Origin of the sequence: Streptomyces sp. NPDC097107, assembly GCF_044762405.1 — a bacterium.
GTDB classification, from domain to species: domain Bacteria; phylum Actinomycetota; class Actinomycetes; order Streptomycetales; family Streptomycetaceae; genus Streptomyces; species Streptomyces thinghirensis.
In genome coordinates, this window is the sequence record NZ_JBIWEF010000006.1 from 203,118 (window position 1) to 220,200 (window position 17,083).

13 protein-coding genes are annotated in these 17,083 nt (G+C 70.3%); 8 read left to right on the forward strand and 5 right to left on the reverse strand.

The features are described 5' to 3' along the window. Positions 1 to 120 precede the first annotated feature (120 nt). From ACIQ1J_RS16410 to ACIQ1J_RS16440, 7 genes are all read left to right on the forward strand, one after another. Positions 121 to 1,455 (forward strand): ABC transporter substrate-binding protein, encoded by a 1,335-nt coding sequence (locus ACIQ1J_RS16410; RefSeq protein ID WP_403557366.1) that lies wholly within the window; start codon positions 121 to 123, stop codon positions 1,453 to 1,455. A gap of 79 nt (positions 1,456 to 1,534) precedes the next feature. Beyond that, on the forward strand, positions 1,535 to 2,479 hold the full coding sequence (locus ACIQ1J_RS16415; protein WP_403557367.1) for a carbohydrate ABC transporter permease: 945 nt from the start codon (positions 1,535 to 1,537) through the stop codon (positions 2,477 to 2,479). 22 nt (positions 2,480 to 2,501) lie between these two features. Beyond that, positions 2,502 to 3,482: a carbohydrate ABC transporter permease gene (locus ACIQ1J_RS16420; protein WP_403557368.1), complete on the forward strand. Its 981-nt coding sequence runs from the start codon at positions 2,502 to 2,504 to the stop codon at positions 3,480 to 3,482. Positions 3,483 to 3,605: 123 nt separating this feature from the next. Next, complete coding sequence (locus ACIQ1J_RS16425) at positions 3,606 to 5,210, forward strand: glycoside hydrolase family 13 protein (RefSeq protein WP_403557369.1); 1,605 nt, start codon at positions 3,606 to 3,608, stop codon at positions 5,208 to 5,210. A 924-nt stretch (positions 5,211 to 6,134) separates the two neighbouring features. Then, positions 6,135 to 6,833 carry a nitroreductase family protein gene (locus ACIQ1J_RS16430; RefSeq protein WP_403557370.1) on the forward strand — a complete coding sequence of 233 codons (699 nt, stop codon included), beginning with the start codon at positions 6,135 to 6,137 and terminating at the stop codon, positions 6,831 to 6,833. Between the two features lie 30 nt (positions 6,834 to 6,863). Then, positions 6,864 to 7,472 carry a 6-phospho-3-hexuloisomerase gene (gene hxlB / locus ACIQ1J_RS16435; protein ID WP_403557371.1) on the forward strand — a complete coding sequence of 203 codons (609 nt, stop codon included), beginning with the start codon at positions 6,864 to 6,866 and terminating at the stop codon, positions 7,470 to 7,472. Positions 7,473 to 7,536: 64 nt separating this feature from the next. Further along, entirely contained in the window at positions 7,537 to 8,280 is a 744-nt protein-coding gene (locus tag ACIQ1J_RS16440) for a triose-phosphate isomerase (RefSeq protein WP_403557372.1), read from the forward strand. 308 nt (positions 8,281 to 8,588) lie between these two features. Here the strand turns inward: ACIQ1J_RS16440 and ACIQ1J_RS16445 are convergent, their stop codons facing one another. The 5 genes from ACIQ1J_RS16445 to xylB form a co-directional block, all read right to left on the reverse strand. Then, complete coding sequence (locus ACIQ1J_RS16445; RefSeq protein WP_403557373.1) at positions 8,589 to 10,112, reverse strand: aldehyde dehydrogenase family protein; 1,524 nt, start codon at positions 10,110 to 10,112, stop codon at positions 8,589 to 8,591. Between the two features lie 136 nt (positions 10,113 to 10,248). Further along, complete coding sequence (locus ACIQ1J_RS16450; RefSeq protein WP_403557374.1) at positions 10,249 to 11,508, reverse strand: GAF domain-containing protein; 1,260 nt, start codon at positions 11,506 to 11,508, stop codon at positions 10,249 to 10,251. Between the two features lie 121 nt (positions 11,509 to 11,629). Beyond that, positions 11,630 to 12,235, reverse strand: a complete 606-nt coding sequence (locus ACIQ1J_RS16455) for an N-acetylmuramoyl-L-alanine amidase (RefSeq protein WP_403557375.1) — start codon at positions 12,233 to 12,235, stop codon at positions 11,630 to 11,632. Between the two features lie 384 nt (positions 12,236 to 12,619). Further along, complete coding sequence (locus tag ACIQ1J_RS16460) at positions 12,620 to 13,828, reverse strand: ROK family protein (RefSeq protein ID WP_403557376.1); 1,209 nt, start codon at positions 13,826 to 13,828, stop codon at positions 12,620 to 12,622. Between the two features lie 218 nt (positions 13,829 to 14,046). Further along, positions 14,047 to 15,492 carry a xylulokinase gene (xylB, locus tag ACIQ1J_RS16465; RefSeq protein WP_403557377.1) on the reverse strand — a complete coding sequence of 482 codons (1,446 nt, stop codon included), beginning with the start codon at positions 15,490 to 15,492 and terminating at the stop codon, positions 14,047 to 14,049. Positions 15,493 to 15,679: 187 nt separating this feature from the next. On the opposite strand from xylB, the gene xylA reads away from it, so the two are divergent. Beyond that, the gene (gene xylA / locus ACIQ1J_RS16470) at positions 15,680 to 16,843 is read left to right on the forward strand and encodes a xylose isomerase (protein WP_403557378.1); all 1,164 of its coding nucleotides are present in this window, start codon (positions 15,680 to 15,682) and stop codon (positions 16,841 to 16,843) included. Positions 16,844 to 17,083: the final 240 nt, after the last annotated feature.

Below are 17,083 nucleotides of genomic sequence, written 5' to 3' on the forward strand. Positions count from 1 at the left end.
GCTCGGGGTGTAGTCGTTGTCTTGCAAAATTGGGTCGGAATCTTGCGCTGCTCTGTTATGCGTCCTAATGTGACGCTCCGATCAGGGCAGTGTCCTGGGTGCCACCTCGGAGGAGCCGTAATGAAGCCCCGCAACCTCGCGATCTTTCTGATCTCTTCAGGTCTTGTCCTGTCCGCCACGGCTTGCGGTGGTGACTCGGACGCCGGAGCCGACGGGGATGTCACGATCACCGTGGCGTGCCAGCCGGCGAAGACCGCATCCAAGCAGCGCAAGGCATGGGACGACGACGTCAAGGCCTTCGAGAAGGCGCACCCGGGCGTCAAGGTCAAGAGCACGGACCAGCAGCCGTGCTTCGACCCGAAGACCTTCGCCGCGAAGCTGGCCGGCGGCCAGATGGAGACGGTCTTCATGGCACCTGTCACCAACTACACCGATGTCATAGCCAAGAGACAGGCGAAGGACATCACCGCGTCCACGGATCTGGTGAAGAACTTCGGAGACATCCGGCAGGACGTCCGGGACATGCTCACCAAGGAGGGCAAGGTCTACGGCATCCCCAACGTCAGCTACACCGTCGGGCTGGTCTACAACCGCAAGCTCTTCGAGCAGGCCGGCGTCGACCCGGATACCCCGCCGAAGACCTGGGCCGAGATCCGAGACGCGGCCAAGAAGATCGCGGACCTGGGTGACGGCTACGTCGGATTCGGCGAGTACGGCGGCGGCAACGTCGGCGGCTGGCACTTCGCGCAGTCCGTCTTCAGCCGCGGCGGCGAGATGGTCGTGGACGGCAAGGCGGCCTTCAACAGCGCCGAGGGCAAGGCGGTTCTGCAGACGCTGCACGACATGCGCTGGGAGGACGACAGCGTCGGCAAGAAGCTGCTGATCGGCTGGGAGGCGCTGATGCAGCAGATGGCGGCCGGCAAGACGGGCATGATGCTCGGCGCCCCGGATGTCGTCACCGACTTGGTGCAGAAGTTCCAGGGCGGCAAGGAGGACTACGGCATCGCCCATATCCCCGAGGGCAAGGCGTCGCTCACCGGTGGCGAGGCCTACATGATCAACCCGAAGGCGAGCGCCGCCGAGACCAAGGCCGGCCTGCAGTGGATCGACTTCCAGTTCAACACCCCGGGCAAGGGCCGTCACGACTACGCGCGCGGCAAGGCCAACGGTGAGGCCGTGGGCGTTCCGAACAACGACTACATGGGTGACTCGCCGACGGGCCGGAAGCTCGCCGAACTCCGCGAGAAGAACGCGGTCCTGCCGGTCGAGTACTACCAGCCCTACATCGACGGGTCGAAGAACGTCGAGTTGAAGCTGGAGCCGCCGAACGCGCAGGAGCTCTACGCGGTGCTGGACGTGGCCATGTCCGCGGTCCTGACCCGTGAGGACGCCGACATCGACAAGCTGCTCGCCGACGCCGAGGGCAAGGCGAACTCGATTCTGGCGAAGAGCTGACCGTCGCGGACCACGGGCGCCGCATCCGATTCCGACGGAGTGCGGCACCCCGGCCCGCGGCGCGGAACGGGAGATCACCATGGACACATCCACCGTGCAGGCGAAACGGCCCCCGAGGCCGCGGCGCCGGCCTCCCGCACGTCCCTCGCGTCATGGAAGGACTCTTCGCACCAACATCACCGCTTACGGATTCCTGTGTGCGGCCCTGTTCTGCTTCGCGCTGTTCGCCTGGTGGCCGATCATCCGGCAGCTCGTGCTCAGCTTCCAGGAGACCAACCTGGTCGACGAACCCGAGTGGGTGGGCCTGGACAACTTCCGTACGGTGGTGGAGGACCCGGCGTTCGGCCAGGCATGGAAGAACACCTTCGCCTTCACCTTCCTCGCCCTGCTGTGCGGCTTCGTGATCCCGTTCGCGGTGGCGATCGTGCTCAACGAACTGCGGCACGCACGCGGGTACCTGCGCTTCGTCGTGTACCTGCCGGTGATGCTGCCGCCGATCGTGTCGGTGCTGCTCTTCCGCTGGTTCTACGATCCCGGGCCCGGCCTGTTCAACCAGATACTCGACTTCGTCGGCCTGCCCGGCCTGTCCTGGCTGGACTCCACGGACACCGCGCTGATCTCCCTGGTGATCGTCTCCACCTGGATGAACATGGGCTCCGGGGTTCTGATCTATCTCGCCGCACTGCAGAACATCCCCGGTGACCTCTACGAAGCGGCCGAACTCGACGGAGCCGGCATCTTCAAACGGATCTGGAACGTCACCATCCCGCAGACCCGGCTGATCCTGCTGCTCATGCTGATGCTCCAGATCGTCGCCACCATGCAGGTGTTCATCGAGCCCTACATGCTCACCGGCGGCGGACCGGAGAACGCGACGGTCACCGTCGCCTTCCTGATGTACCAGTACGCCTTCGTCTACGGCGGCAACTACGGCGCCGGAAGCGCGCTCGGCGTGATGCTCATGATCGTTCTCCTTGCGATCGCCGCAGTCCAGCTCCGGCTGACCCGCGACGAGAAGAGGTAGCCCCGTGGCCAATACAGTCGACATGACAGCCCACCCGGAAACCGCCGGGCACACCCGCAAGGCAACGCCGCCGGACGCGCACCAGCGGTCCCAGCGGTCCCAGCGGCGCCGCGCCGCCTGGGCCGACGGCCACTCCCGCACCATCGTCTCGCCCCTCGAGCTCAAGTCCCGCTGGGGGAAGCGGATCTACTGGACGGTGCTCGCCGCCGTCCTGTCCGTGTTCACCTTCGTGTTCGTCTTCCCGCTGTACTGGATGGTCACGGGCGCGATGAAGTCGGGCGAGGAGATCGCCCGGATGCCGCCGACGCCGTGGCCGAAGGACCCGGACTTCTCGGTGTTCGCGGACGCGTGGGAGCTCTTCGACGTCGGGCTGCTCCTGAAGAACACCCTCTTCTACGCGGTCGGCGCCTGGCTGTTCGCCCTCGCGGTGGACGTGACGGCCGCGTACGCGCTGTCCAAGCTGCGCCCGATGTTCGGCAACGTGATCCTCGGGGCGATGCTCGCGACCCTGATGATCCCGCCGATCGTCGTCATGATCCCGGCGTACATCACCGTCACGGACGTGCCGGTCTTCGGGTGGCACCTGCTCAACACACCCTGGGCGATCTGGTTCCCGGTGGCGGCCAACGGGTTCAACATCTTCCTTCTCAAACGGTTCTTCGACTCGATTCCCGACGAGATCCTCGAAGCGGCGGAGATCGACGGGGTGCCGCCGTGGCGCGTGCTCGTCTCGATCATCCTGCCGATCTCACGGCCCATCCTCGGTGTGGTGTCCATCTTCACCATCGTGCTGGTGTTCAAGGACTTCGTCTGGCCGCTGCTCGTGCTGCCGGACAGCGGGAAGATGACGATCAGCGTGGGCCTCTCCCAGACCGCGGGACAGGTGACGCAGAACCAGGTCATGGCGGGTCTGGTGATGGCGAGCATTCCGATGATCATCGTGTTCTTCCTCTTCCAGCGGAGCATCATGGCGGGCCTCACCGCCGGCAGCCTCAAGGGGTGACCCACGCCCCGCCCCCCTCGCCTCCCCTTCGCTTCACCAACCAGAAGCACTCCGCCGCCGGCCGGCACCTTCATGCCCCGTTCCGACCGGCGGCGGAGTCCCACCTGCCCGAAAGGACCCCCCGTGGCAGCCGTGCACCCCTCCCGCACCCATGACTGGTGGCGTGACGCCGTCATCTACCAGGTCTATCCCCGCAGCTTCGCGGACGGCGACGGGGACGGCACCGGGGACCTCGCGGGTGTCCGCGCGAACCTGCCATATCTCGCCCAGCTGGGCGTGGACGCCGTGTGGTTCACCCCCTGGTACCTCTCGCCGCTGGTCGACGGCGGCTATGACGTGGCCGACTACCGCACCATCGACCCGGCCTTCGGCACCCTCGGCGACGCCGAGAAGCTTATCTCCGAGGCCGCCGAGCACGGCATCAAGGTCATCGTCGACATCGTGCCCAACCACCTCTCCGACCAGCACGCCTGGTTCCAGGCCGCCCTCGCCGCCGGGCCCGGCAGCCCCGAGCGGGAGCTGTTCCACTTCCGCCCCGGCCGCGGCGAGAACGGCGAACTGCCACCGAACAGCTGGCCCTCGCAGTTCGCCGGTGACACCTGGACCCGGGTGCCCGACGGAGAGTGGTACCTGCACCTGTTCACCCCCGAACAGCCCGACCTCAACTGGAACCACCCCGACGTCCGGCGCGAACACGAGGACGTACTGCGCTTCTGGTTCGAGCGCGGCGTCGCCGGCGTCCGTATCGACTCCGCCGCCCTGCTCACCAAGCACCCGGACCTGCCCGACTTCACCGAGGGCGTCGACCCGCACCCCTACCTCGACCGGGACGGGATCCACGACATCTACCGCTCCTGGCGCGCGATCGCCGACGAGTACGACGGCATCTTCGTCGGCGAAGTCTGGCTCCCCGACTCCGAACGCTTCGCCCGCTACCTGCGCCCCGACGAACTGCACACCGCCTTCAACTTCAACCTCCTCGCCTGCCCCTGGGACCCCGAGCGTCTGCGCCGCACCATCGACGACACCCTCGCCGAGCACGCCCCGGTGAAGGCCCCCGCGACCTGGGTGCTCTGCAACCACGACGTGACGCGCACGGTCACGCGCTACGGCCGCGCGGACACCGCGTTCAACTTCGGCACGAAGACCTTCGGCACACCCACCGACCTGGCGCTCGGCACCCGCCGCGCTCGCGCCGCCGCACTGCTCACGCTCGCGCTGCCCGGCTCGGTCTACCTCTACCAGGGCGAGGAACTGGGCCTGCCCGAGGCGGACATCCCCCTCGACCGCATCCAGGACCCGATGCACTTCCGCTCCGGCGGCACCGACCCGGGCCGCGACGGCTGCCGGGTCCCACTGCCGTGGACGGCCGGCGAACCGCACAGTGGTTTCGGCGGTGCCGCGGAGCCCTGGCTGCCGCAGCCCGCGTACTGGCCGCAGTACGCGGTGGACCGCCAGCTCGGCGACCCCGACTCGATGCTCGCGCTGTACCGCACGGCGCTCGGACTCCGCCGCGACACCCCCGGGTTCGGTGACGGTCCGATGACCTGGCTTCCCTCCGACGACGGTGTCCTCGCCTTCGCCCGCACCGACGGACTGGTCTGCGTGGTGAACCTTCGGGACCACGCTGTCGAACTGCCCGTACACACCGAACTGTTGCTGGCGAGTGAACAACTCGACGCGGACGGACGGCTGCCGGGGGACACGGCGGTCTGGCTGCGCGGCTGACTCGCGGATCCGGGCGGTGACCTGCCCCGTGCCCGGATCCGTCGCCACGCGCGGCCTGCTCCGCGCAGGACCTGACCTCCGCGGACGAACCCGGCCCGCCTTCGCTCGACGAAGGCGGGCCGGGCTGCTCGACGCACCACCCTGGAGGCCGTGTATCGCACCACCCACCCCTCGACTCCAGGCGGACCTCCGTGAGCAGAGCCATCGAGCTGCGAGAAGCGAGCAAGAGATACGGGGACGCGTACGCCGTGCGCAAGCTGTCCCTCTCTCCGTGGCGCGAGGGGAGTTCCTGGGGCTCGTCGGGCAGTTACAGCCCGCCGCTGAGCAGCACGCCGCAGGCCTCCCAGTCCACAGCCTCCTACCAACTGGGGCCCTGCGTTTCGCTGTCGTGGCCGGGCGTCACGTCCGGGTCGTCCGTCGTCGTCAATCCGCAAAAGCAGTCAGTCTCGCTCGGCAGCGGTCATAGAGCGATCGTGAGCGAACAGAGACGAGCAGGCCAAGGGTCCTTTCGGGCCGTAGTTCTCCTGCGCATGAGCACCACGTGCAGCAGCGACCGCACGTCCTGCGAAGAACAGCGTGTGACGGGCGCGTCGATCCGGTCATCGGAGGGGGCGGGGGCATGGCCGGTTCGCTGCACCTGACGGTTGATCCGGACACACAACAGGCGGACTCTGGGTAAGCGGTCGAATACGTGGGGAAGTGACCCTTCCCGTGGAGGCAGCCCGTCCGATCCGCGCCCCGCCCTGCGCTGCCCCAGCCGTGAACGCGTGACCACCGCCCGATGCCGCTGTACGGACGGCGGAACTTCCGCACGGAAGGCCGCCCGTTCCCGCAAGACACTCAGAACCGCCGAGGACGAGGTCCGGCGGACTTCTCGGACCGACGACGACCAAGCCCCTCGGCCAGACGCGTGAGGAACCGCGCATGACCGACTTCACCGCCCCCTGTGACGTTCCGACCACTGACCGGGACGCCGTCCTGCGGATCCTGCGGACCACCCGCTCCGTGCGCCGCCGCCTCGACACCGAGCGTCCCGTCGACCTCCGTCTCGTGCACGCGGCACTCGAAGCGGCTCTGCAGGCTCCCAACGGTTCGAACGAGCAGCCGTGGCACTGGATCGTCGTGACCGACCCCCGCCGCCGTACCGCGCTGGCCCGTTGCTACCGCGAGGCGGCCCGGCCCTATCTCGCGGCGATGACACAACGGGTGGAGGACGGCACCGTCGGCCGCGGCGTTCTGAACGCCTCCCTGCGGCTGACCGAAGTACTCGACCGGGTACCGGTGATGATCGTTCCCTGCCTCGCATCCACGCCTGCCGACCACGTCGCCCTCTTCCGGCGGCTCGGATACGCCCCGTCCGCCGAACACGCCGCCCTCTCCGTCTACTACGGGTCCGTCTGGCCCGCCGTCTGGAGCCTCATGCTCGCCCTGCGAGCCCACTCCCTGGCGAGCGCGGTCACCGCCCTGCACCTCACCCGGCCGGACGACGCCAACGTGATCCTCAACCTGCCCGAAGGCGTCACCCAGGCCGCGCTGCTCGCCGTCGCACACCCCACCGGAGAATCGTTTCGCCCCGCTCCTCGCCGCGCCCTCGACACCGTCCTCCACCACGACACCTGGTAACCCCGGCACGGCACAGGAAAGGACCACGGGATGGTCGACCAGCACAACCAGCCCCAGCTTCCCGCTCAGCTGACAGTCGGCGTGGACGGACCGCTCGCCGCCGCGCGCCGCACGATCCTGCGGGAGATCGAAGCGCTGCTCACCCGCGCGCGCGAGGACCAAGCCCGAGAACTCATGCAGGCGGTGTATGACGCTCCGAGGATCATGGTGCTGGGGGCGGGCCGTTCCAAACTCGCCGTCGACGCCTTCGCCATGCGCCTGATGCACCTCGGGCTGACCGCCCACGTGTCCACCGACGTCACCTGCCCGGCCATCACCGAGGGCGATCTGCTGGTGGCATGCAGCGGGTCAGGGCACACTCCGACCGTGGTGCAGCGCACCGAGTCGGCCAAGCAGGCCGGCGCCCGGATAGCCGTCGTGACCGCGAACCTCGAGTCGCCGCTGGCCGCACTGGCGGACATCCCCGTCCATCTCGCCGAGTACAGCCAGGACTTCGAACCTGACGCCTCTACCCAGTTCGTCGGCACCCTGTTCGAACAAGGCGCTCTGGTCTTCTTCGACTGCCTGATCCTCGCCCTCCAGCGCGCCCACCACGTCGACCCGGCCGAGATGTACGCCCGGCACACCAACCTTGAGTGACGACCGCACCAGAGCCGATCCCGCACCGGACATCCGCTCCCGTAACGCAGGAAGGCAACCCGCGATGTCAGAACGTTCCGCGCCCATCAGCTTCACCAGTACCAAGGCCCAGCTCGGCCTGACCCGTACGCGAGCCTGGATCGAGAGCCTGCTCCTGCCGAACGCCGAGCGCCTGACCGGTGTCTCCTTCTTCGCCTGCCTGCCCCACCCCCTGCTGCTTCCGGCCGGGCAGTGGCTGCGAGGCAGCGGCATCGGCGTCGCCGCCCAGGACGTAGCGGCGGCCACCGACGAGGTGACGGGCGCGGTGAGCGCCTCCCTGCTGGCCGAGGTCGGCTGTTCCCACGTCATGGTCGGGCACGCCGAACGTCGCGGCGTCTTCGGCGAGACGGACCAACTCGTCGCCCGCAAGGCCGCCGCCGCGAGCGGGGCCGGTCTCGTCCCGGTGGTGTGCGTCGGTGAGACCGACACGCTTTCCGCATCCGACGCGGCGGCACTGGCCTCCGCCCAGGCACGGGCGGTCGTGGCCGCCGTCCCGCCGGAGCGGCCCCTGCTCTTCCTCTACGAGCCGGGGTGGGCCATCGGCGGTACGGAGGCCGCCGACCCGGTGCACGCCGGTCACGTACTGCGCGCGCTGCAAGACGTCACCGCCGGCCACCACGCCCGCTTCGTATACGGAGGGGCGGTCGTGCCCGGCGTCTACACCCGGCTACGCGGCGAAGGGGACTGGGACGGCGTGGCCCTGGGCCGCGCCGCCCAGGACCCGCTGCTCCTGCCCGCAGCCCTGGACGAACTCACCACCCCCAGGTGAAGTCGCCCCACCGAGCCGTAAGCTGCAGGTGTTCGATGCGCTCGGCGAGCATGCGCAGCGTCATGTGGGTGGCCTGGAGAGGGGCGTCAGTGGTTCTTCTTCGAACGGCGGGCGCTGGGCAGCGAGTGATTCAGGGAACAGGTCACGCTTGCTGAGCGTCTGGCCGAGGAGCGGTACACACCCGAGCATCATGTGGCGTTGCCCCTTACGCGCGTGGCGGACGCGTGCGCCCTGCCACAGAAGTTTCTGAGGCAGGGCTCCAGCGATCCCGGGCGCTGCAGGCCGGTCAGGAGCCCCTTTCTGGGTTCCTAGAAGAAGCCCAGCTTCTTCGGCGAGTAGCTCACCAGCAGATTCTTCGTCTGCTGGTAGTGCTCCAGCATCATCTTGTGGTTCTCCCGGCCGATCCCCGACTGCTTGTAGCCGCCGAAGGCGGCGTGTGCCGGGTACGCGTGGTAGCAGTTCGTCCAGACCCGCCCCGCCTGGATCGCGCGGCCCGCGCGGTAGGCGGTGTTCATGTCGCGGGTCCACACCCCGGCGCCGAGGCCGTACAGGGTGTCGTTGGCGGTCCTGATCGCGTCGTCGAAGTCGTTGAAGGGCGTGACCGACACGACCGGGCCGAAGATCTCCTCCTGGAAGATCCGCATACGGTTGTGGCCCTCGAAGATGGTCGGCTGGACGTAGTAGCCGCCCTTCAACTCGCCCTCGTATTCCACGCGTTCACCACCGGTGAGCACCTTGGCGCCCTCCTGCCGGCCGATGTCCAGGTAGGAGAGGATCTTCTCCAGCTGGTCGTTGGACGCCTGCGCGCCGATCATCGTGTCGGTGTCCAGGGGGTGGCCCGGATTGATCAGCTCGGTGCGGGCGACGGCGGCCTCCATGAACTCGGCGTAGATGCCGCGCTGGACCAGCGCCCGGGACGGGCAGGTGCACACCTCACCCTGGTTGAGCGCGAACATCGTGAAGCCTTCGAGCGCCTTGTCGCGGAAGTCGTCGTCCTGGGACCAGACGTCGTCGAAGAAGATGTTCGGTGACTTGCCGCCCAGCTCCAGCGTGACCGGCTTGATGTTCTCCGAGGCGTACTGCATGATCAGCCGCCCCGTGGTGGTCTCTCCGGTGAACGCCACCTTCGCCACCCGCGGGCTGGACGCGAGCGGCTTGCCCGCCTCCGCGCCGAAGCCGTTGACGACGTTCAGGACACCGGGCGGCAACAGGTCCGCGACCAGGCTCAGCCAGTAGTGGATGGACGCCGGGGTCTGCTCGGCGGGTTTCAGGACCACGGCGTTGCCGGCGGCCAGTGCCGGGGCCAGCTTCCAGGTCGCCATCAAAATCGGGAAGTTCCACGGGATGATCTGTGCGACGACACCCAGAGGCTCGTGGAAGTGGTACGCCACGGTGTCGTCGTCGACCTCGCCCAGCGAACCCTCCTGGGCGCGGATCGCGCCCGCGAAGTAGCGGAAGTGGTCGATGGCGAGCGGGATGTCGGCCGCCAGCGTCTCGCGCACCGGCTTACCGTTCTCCCAGCTCTCGGCTACCGCCAGCCGCTCCAGGTTCGCCTCCATGCGATCGGCGATCTTCAGCAGGATGTCGGAACGCTCGGTCACCGAGGTGCGGCCCCAGCCCGGGGCGGCCTCGTGCGCGGCGTCGAGCGCCCGCTCCACGTCCTCCGCCGTACCGCGCGCGACCTCCGTGAAGGGCTGACCGTTCACCGGTGACGGATTCTCGAAGTACTGCCCGCGCATCGGCGGCACGTACTCGCCGCCGATGAAGTGGTCGTAGCGCGACTGATAGGAGACGATCGCGCCCTCGGTGCCGGGCGCCGCGTAACGGGTCATGCTGTCTGCCCCCTCATCGAGCGCTGCCCGCCGTTGGACAGCTCCGCACGCGAGGCTAGGGAGCGGGACGTTGCAGGGACGTTGCACGTGCGGGCGGCCGAAGCCCGGTCCGGTGCCGCCGCTCACGGGCGGGCGGTCACCACGCGTTCGGCGCCGCCAGCTCGGACTCCAGCGCGGCGAGCCGGGACCGGGCCGCCGCCGTGGGCCGGACCGCGACCAGTGCGCGCCACACGTCCACGTCGTCCTCGCCCCACGGCGCGTGCGCCCAGTCGGCCAGCAGGTCGGGATCGCCACCGGAGATCAGTGCCGCGCGCACACCGTCGGCGATCCGGCGCCTGAGCCGTACCACCGCCGGCGCCTGGGAGCCGGGCAGCAGCGGACCGGCGTACGCCGCCGCGGCCGCCGCGACCGCACCGGCCCGCAGACGACGCTCGACGACGGTGGCGTCGGACTCCACGGGCATGGCGAGCCGGTACGGCCGGGACGCGAGCCGACCGGGTCCCAGCAGCCCGCGCAGCCGGGTCAGTTCGGCACGCAGGGTCACCGGCGGCACCGTCTCGTCCTCGTACAGCGCGCACAGCAGCTCGTCGCCGGTCAGGCCTTCGGGGTGGTGGGCCAGCAGTACGACGATCTCGCTGTGCCGCCGGCTCAGCCGGACTCTGCGGCCGTCCGCGCTCAGCAGCGCCTCGTCGCGGCCCAACGCGGTCAGCTCGGCCGAATCGGCCGGCGGCCGCTCCGGGGCGAGCAGCGCCAGCTGCGACTCGGCGGCACGCGCTACCGCCTGGACGAAGCCCAGACTGTGCGGATGCGCCAGTCCGTCCCCACCGGTGATGTCCACGGCGCCGAGTACGCGCCCGGTGCGGGGGTCGTGCACCGGAGCCGCCGCACAGGTCCACGGCTGGACCCGCCGTATGAAGTGTTCGGCGGCGAAGACCTGGACCGGCCGTCCGACGGCCACCGCCGTGCCCGGAGCGTTCGTCCCCACCGCGGACTCCGCCCACCTGGCACCGGGCACGAAGTTCATCCGTTCGGCCCGGCGACGGGTGGCCGGATGTCCCTCGACCCACAGCAGCCTGCCGTGCGCGTCGCACACGGCGAGCAGATGCTCGCCGTCGGCGGCGAAGGTGCCCAGGAGTTCCCGGACCAGCGGCATCACCCGCGCCAGCGGGTGCTCGGCCCGGTAGGCGCCGAGGTCGCCGTCCATGAGTTCCACACTCGCCGTGCCGTCGGGGCCGACGCCTGCCCGGACCGATCGCCGCCACGACTCCGCCACCACGTCACGCACGGGCCGCGGCACCGTCCCTGCCTCGGTGAACGTCTCGTGCGCGCGACGCAGCGTCCGGGCACGCTCGACGGGGTCGGCCCCCGGTTCCAGAGCCAGCCATGCATCAGACAACTCGGCCTCCCCGGACAGTGCTGCTGACGACGATGGGCTTGGGGACATCGTCACTCCGCCCATACGCGTGGACAACCACTTCGACCAGCCGGATCACCGGGACCCGGCGGTCTGTCGGGAGTCAGGCGAAGTTGACCAGTCTGATGTAGCGGGTCCAGTCCCACAGGGGCCCCGGGTCCGTGTGGTCGCTGCCCGGCACCTCGTGGTGCGCGATGATGTGCTCGCGGTCCTTGGGGATGCCGTACGTGGTGCAGATCGCCGAGGTGAGCCGGGCCGACTCTTCGTACATGGCGTTGGTGAAGTACTCGGGGCGGTCCACCCAGCCCTCGTGTTCGATGCCGATGCTGCGGGTGTTGTAGTCCCAGTTCCCCGCGTGCCAGGCGATGTCCGCCTCGCGGACGCACTGCGCCACATGCCCGTCCAAGGACCGGACGACGTAGTGCGCGGACACCTGCTTCTCGGGGTCGCGGAAGATGGAGAGGGTGTCGGCGTACGTCTCCTGCGTGACGTGGATGACCACGTAGTCGACGGGATAGGCCGTGGGGCGGCTCGACCGGGTGTAGTTGGACGTGCTCGCCGGCTGCCATTCGGCGGAGGGGCGGTCGACGTCCCGGGGCTGTGCGGCGGCCCGTGTGCCGGACAGCAGCGCATACGGGACGGTGGCGAGCGCGGCGCCCATCAGGAGCCGCCGCCTGGTCGGAACCGGTGCTGTCCTTTCCCTTTCCATGGGACTGCCCTTTCGTCGGTGGGGCCCTCGGGCCCGCGTGTGTGGGGGCTCAGCTGTGCGACGTGGCTGAGAAGAGAACGCTGACGAACGCTGACGCGGACCTCTGATGCCGTCCGTGCGAGGTGCGTCCGCGTGAATCACCGTACGGTCAGCGGGGGTTGCGCAGAAGGGCGCCGCGCCGTTCCGTGGACAGCCCCCGCCTTTGTGGACAGCCCGGTCACTCGAACGAGTGACGGGGGAGTGGAGCAAGGGCATCGGGAGGACCCCGGCCCGGGTCGGTGCTGCCTCGCCTGCCGCTGTCCCTGCCGCTGCGGAGGCGGCTGTCCCTGTCCCTGTCCTGCCGGTACCACCGCTGTCCGCGCCGCGTCCGTCACCGAATCGGGTTCAGGCCCGCTCCGCCACCACCGTCGGGTCGTCCAGGACGGCTCGCATCACCGAGTGTGCGGCGCCGAGAAGGGGACCCTGCGGTCCCAGATCCGACACGGAGACCGGGCAGACCGGACCTGCCGTGCGCCGGGCGAGTTCGTCCCGCAGTGACGGCAGCAGCCAGGGTGCGAGTCCGGCCAGCGCGCCGCCCAGCACCACGCTCTGGGGGTCGAGCAGGTTGACCGCCCCGGTCAGCGCGATGCCGAGCGCCGTACCCGCCTCGTGCAGGGCACGCCGTACCGCCTCGTCGCCCTCCGCGGCACGCCCCGCGAGCAGTCCGACGCGATCCTCGCCCGGCTCCACGCCGGCCGCGCGCAGTACCGCCTTCTCGCCGGCGTACTGCTCCAGGCAGCCTCGCCCGCCACACGCGCACTCCGGCCCGTCGGGACGGACCGGCACATGACCCAGCTCACCGGCGAATCCACGGGTACCGCGCAGCAGCCGCCCGTCGACGACCACGGCCGCGCCGATGCCGATCTCGGCCGAGACGTGCAGGAAGTCCCGTGGGGTGCCGTCACCCAGCCAGAGCTCGGCGAGCGCGCCGAAGTTCGCCTCGTTGGCCACGGTCAGCGGCAGGTCGCCGGGCAACAGCGCGCCGAGGTCCGCGTCCTGCCAGTCCAGGTTCGGAGCGCGTACGACGGTCCTGGCGTCTCGCGCCACGAGACCGGGCACGGCCACCGCGAGCCCGGCCGGCCACAGCCCCTCGGCCTCCACCTCCGCAACGACCTGCCGCACCAGGCCGGTGAGCTGTTCGAGTACCGGCTCCGGCGATCGGCCCCTGTTGCTCCCGTACCGCACGACACGCGACCGCACCCGGCCGCGCAGGTCGACCGCGCAGACCGCGAGGTGGTCGACGCCGACCTCCGCTCCGATGCCGGCCGGGCCGTGCGCGCTCACGGCCAGCGCCGACCCGGGCCGCCCCACCCGACCGGGGCGCTCGGGGCCCAGCTCCTCCAGCAGGCCGGAGCGGATGAGCTCGTCCACGAGGGTCGACACCGCCGCACGAGTCAGCCCGATCCGTGAGGCGACGGCGGCCCGGGACAGCGGACCCTCGGCGCTGACGGTGTGCATCACCCGGGCGAGGTTGCGGCGGCGCATCCCCTGCTGGGTGTCCGGCAGCGCGCGCCCGGGGCGGGCCGGATGCGTTTCGTGCGGGGGTGCGGTCATGCCTCCTCCGTCAGTCCTTGGTCGGTCTTCGGTCGATCAGCCCTTGCTCGGTCCTGGGCCGATCCGGTCTTCGCTCACGTGCCCGGCGACGCGACCCCGGCGGACGGCGTCCAGCGGCATCCCAGGGCAGAGCCGGGGATGCCCCGGGGGACGACCCCGGAGGCCGGTTGTCCCGGGGCCCCCTCCGGCAGGGTGGTCGAGTCCGCGTGAACGCCTCCTCAGCGTGAGTCCGCGTTCCGCTCCAGCAGCGGTGCCGCGTCGGAGAGTACCCCGGTGATCCGGGTCATCGTCGCCTCGTCCCGTTCCACGGCGTCGAGCACCGGTCCGGCGGCCGTGTTCCAGCGCCGGGCGACCGCCGCCGCGTCCTCGCCGGTCAGCAGGCCGGCGGCCTGCGCCGCGGCGCCGAGTGCGACCAGTTCCTTGGCGTCGGGGATCTGGACAGGACGCCCCGACAACCGTCGTACCGTCTGCTGCCAGGCAGTCCCGCGCGCGCCTCCGCCGATCAGCAGCAGCGGCGCGGACGGGTCCGCGTCGGCCTCGAGGACCAGGTCGAGCGCGCCGAGCAGCGAGTGCACGGCGCCGTCGTACGCGGCCTGGAGCAGCTGACCGGCGGTCGTGTCGTGGCGCAGCCCGTACAGCAGGCCCGAGGAGTGCGGCAGGTTCGGTGTGCGCTCGCCGTCCAGGTAGGGCAGGAGCGTGACGTCGGTGCCGGGTTCGACGGCTTCCCGGTCCAGGCCCAGCAGCGCCGCGACCCGGTCGACGGCGAGCGTGCAGTTCAGGGTGCAGGCCAGCGGCAACCAGTCGCCGCGTGCGTCGGCGAAGCCCGCCACCGTGCCGGTCGGGTCGGCGGGCCGCCGGCGCGACACGGCGTACGCGGTGCCGGACGTGCCGAGGCTCATCACCGGCACGCCGGGACGCAGCCCGAGGCCCAGCGCCGCGGCCGCGTTGTCGCCGGTGCCGGCGGCGACCAGGGTGCCCTTGGAGAACGGAAGGCCGTGGCCGTCGCGCACGGTGCCGGCCACCTCACCGGGCCGGACCACCCGGGGCAGCAGCGCCGCATCGAGCCCCACGCGCGCGAGGATCTCGTCGTCGTACGCCTCGGTGCCGGACGCCCACCAGCCGGTGCCGGACGCGTCGCCGCGGTCGGTGGTGCCCTCGCCGGTGAGCCGCTCGGTGAGGTAGTCGTGCGGAAGGCGTACGGCCTTCGCCGCGCGGGCCGCCTCCGGCTCATGCTCTGCCAGCCAGGCCCACTTGGTGACCGTGAACGAGGCGCTGGGCACGCTGCCCGTGCGCTCCGCCCAGGCCTTGGGGCCGCCCAGCTCCTCGATCAGACGGCGGGCCTGCGGGGCCGAGCGCACGTCGTTCCACAGCAGGGCCGGGCGCACCGGCTCGCCCTGGGCGTCCAGTGTGACGAGTCCGTGCTGCTGCCCGCCGATGGACACCGCGGCGGCCTCCCGCGCGGCGTCACCGCACTGGTGCAGGGCGTCTCGGAGCGCGTCCCACCACTGGCGCGGATCGCTCTCGCGGCCGGTCCCGGAGGACACGGTGTGGGGCGCCTGACCGCTCGCGACGACCCGGCCGGTGGCCGCGTCGACGACCAGCGCCTTGGTGGACTGGGTGGACGTGTCCACGCCGACGACGAGCGGACCCTCGGCTGCTGACATCGGGCTTCTCCCTCTTCCGCGGCTCTGCGGGATCTGACTGGACTGCTGGACTGACTGCCTGGAACCGGACGTCACTCCTTCGGGGACACCTTGTCCCTTCCCAGGACCGTGTGTGCATACTAATTTGTAAAGCGCCATGACGAAATAGTCGGCAGCGATTGATCGGCAGCGAGTGAGGAGCCGCGGAATGAAGTACCAGCCCACTCCCGAGGACAGGTTCACGTTCGGTTTGTGGACGGTCGGCTGGCAGGGCCGAGATCCCTTCGGTGACGCCACCCGGCGCGCGTTGGACCCGACGGAGTCGGTGCGCCGTCTGGCCGAGCTGGGGGCGTACGGGGTCACGTTCCACGACGACGACCTGATCCCGTTCGGGTCGAGCGACACCGAGCGCGAGGCACACGTCAAGCGGTTCCGGCAGGCGTTGGACGCGACGGGCATGAAGGTGCCGATGGCGACGACCAACCTGTTCACGCATCCGGTGTTCAAGGACGGCGCGTTCACCGCGAACGACCGGGACGTGCGCCGGTACGCGCTGCGCAAGACGATCCGCAACATCGATCTCGCGGTGGAGCTGGGCGCGAGTGTGTATGTCGCCTGGGGCGGCCGGGAGGGCGCGGAGTCGGGTGCGGCCAAGGACGTACGGGACGCGCTGGACCGGATGAAGGAGGCCTTCGACCTGCTGGGCGAGTACGTCACCGAGCAGGGCTACGACCTGAGGTTCGCGATCGAGCCCAAGCCGAACGAGCCGCGCGGTGACATCCTGCTGCCGACGGTGGGGCACGCGCTGGCGTTCATCGAGCGGCTGGAGCGGCCGGAGCTGTACGGCGTGAACCCGGAGGTCGGCCACGAGCAGATGGCGGGGCTCAACTTCCCGCACGGGATCGCGCAGGCGCTGTGGGCCGGCAAGCTGTTCCACATCGACCTCAACGGCCAGTCGGGTATCAAGTACGACCAGGACCTGCGCTTCGGGGCGGGCGACCTGCGGGCCGCGTTCTGGCTCGTCGACCTGCTGGAGAGGGCCGGGTACGCCGGTCCGCGGCACTTCGACTTCAAGCCGCCGCGGACCGAGGACCTCGACGGCGTGTGGGCGTCGGCGGCCGGCTGCATGCGCAACTACCTGATCCTCAAGGACCGGGCGGCCGCCTTCCGTGCCGACCCGCAGGTGCAGGAGGCCCTGGCCGCGGCCCGGCTGGACGAACTGGCCCTGCCGACCGCCGAGGACGGCCTCGCGGCCCTGCTGGCCGACCCGGCCGCCTACGACACCTTCGACGTGGACGCGGCCGCCGCTCGCGGCATGGCCTTCGAGCACCTCGACCAGCTCGCCATGGACCACCTTCTCGGCGCCCGCTGAGCGGTCCACCTCCGTGCGACGGCTCCGGTTCCTTCCGATTCACGGACGGAGCCGGAGCCCGTCGGGCTGTCGGATCCCGCGGGGCAGCCGCACGAGTGTCACGCCGCGCTCGTACCGGGCGGCCGCCACCGTGGGTCGTGCACGGAAGCAGCCCGGGCGTCGCTCGGACCTCGCCCCCGTCCGGGCTTGGCATCCGCGCGGGCCGCAGGCACCGCTCCTTGCCGCGTCCCGGCACCGGCG

Bases quoted from the DNA above. Each gene is read 5' to 3' on its own strand.
- ACIQ1J_RS16410 (WP_403557366.1), top strand. From the start codon at position 121: ATGAAGCCCCGCAACCTCGCGATCTTTCTGATCTCTTCAGGTCTTGTC.
- ACIQ1J_RS16415 (WP_403557367.1), top strand. From the start codon at position 1,535: ATGGACACATCCACCGTGCAGGCGAAACGGCCCCCGAGGCCGCGGCGC.
- ACIQ1J_RS16420 (WP_403557368.1), top strand. From the start codon at position 2,502: ATGACAGCCCACCCGGAAACCGCCGGGCACACCCGCAAGGCAACGCCG.
- ACIQ1J_RS16430 (WP_403557370.1), top strand. From the start codon at position 6,135: ATGACCGACTTCACCGCCCCCTGTGACGTTCCGACCACTGACCGGGAC.
- hxlB (WP_403557371.1), top strand. From the start codon at position 6,864: ATGGTCGACCAGCACAACCAGCCCCAGCTTCCCGCTCAGCTGACAGTC.
- ACIQ1J_RS16440 (WP_403557372.1), top strand. From the start codon at position 7,537: ATGTCAGAACGTTCCGCGCCCATCAGCTTCACCAGTACCAAGGCCCAG.
- ACIQ1J_RS16445 (WP_403557373.1), bottom strand. From the start codon at position 10,112: ATGACCCGTTACGCGGCGCCCGGCACCGAGGGCGCGATCGTCTCCTAT.
- ACIQ1J_RS16455 (WP_403557375.1), bottom strand. From the start codon at position 12,235: ATGGAAAGGGAAAGGACAGCACCGGTTCCGACCAGGCGGCGGCTCCTG.
- ACIQ1J_RS16460 (WP_403557376.1), bottom strand. From the start codon at position 13,828: ATGACCGCACCCCCGCACGAAACGCATCCGGCCCGCCCCGGGCGCGCG.
- xylB (WP_403557377.1), bottom strand. From the start codon at position 15,492: ATGTCAGCAGCCGAGGGTCCGCTCGTCGTCGGCGTGGACACGTCCACC.
- xylA (WP_403557378.1), top strand. From the start codon at position 15,680: ATGAAGTACCAGCCCACTCCCGAGGACAGGTTCACGTTCGGTTTGTGG.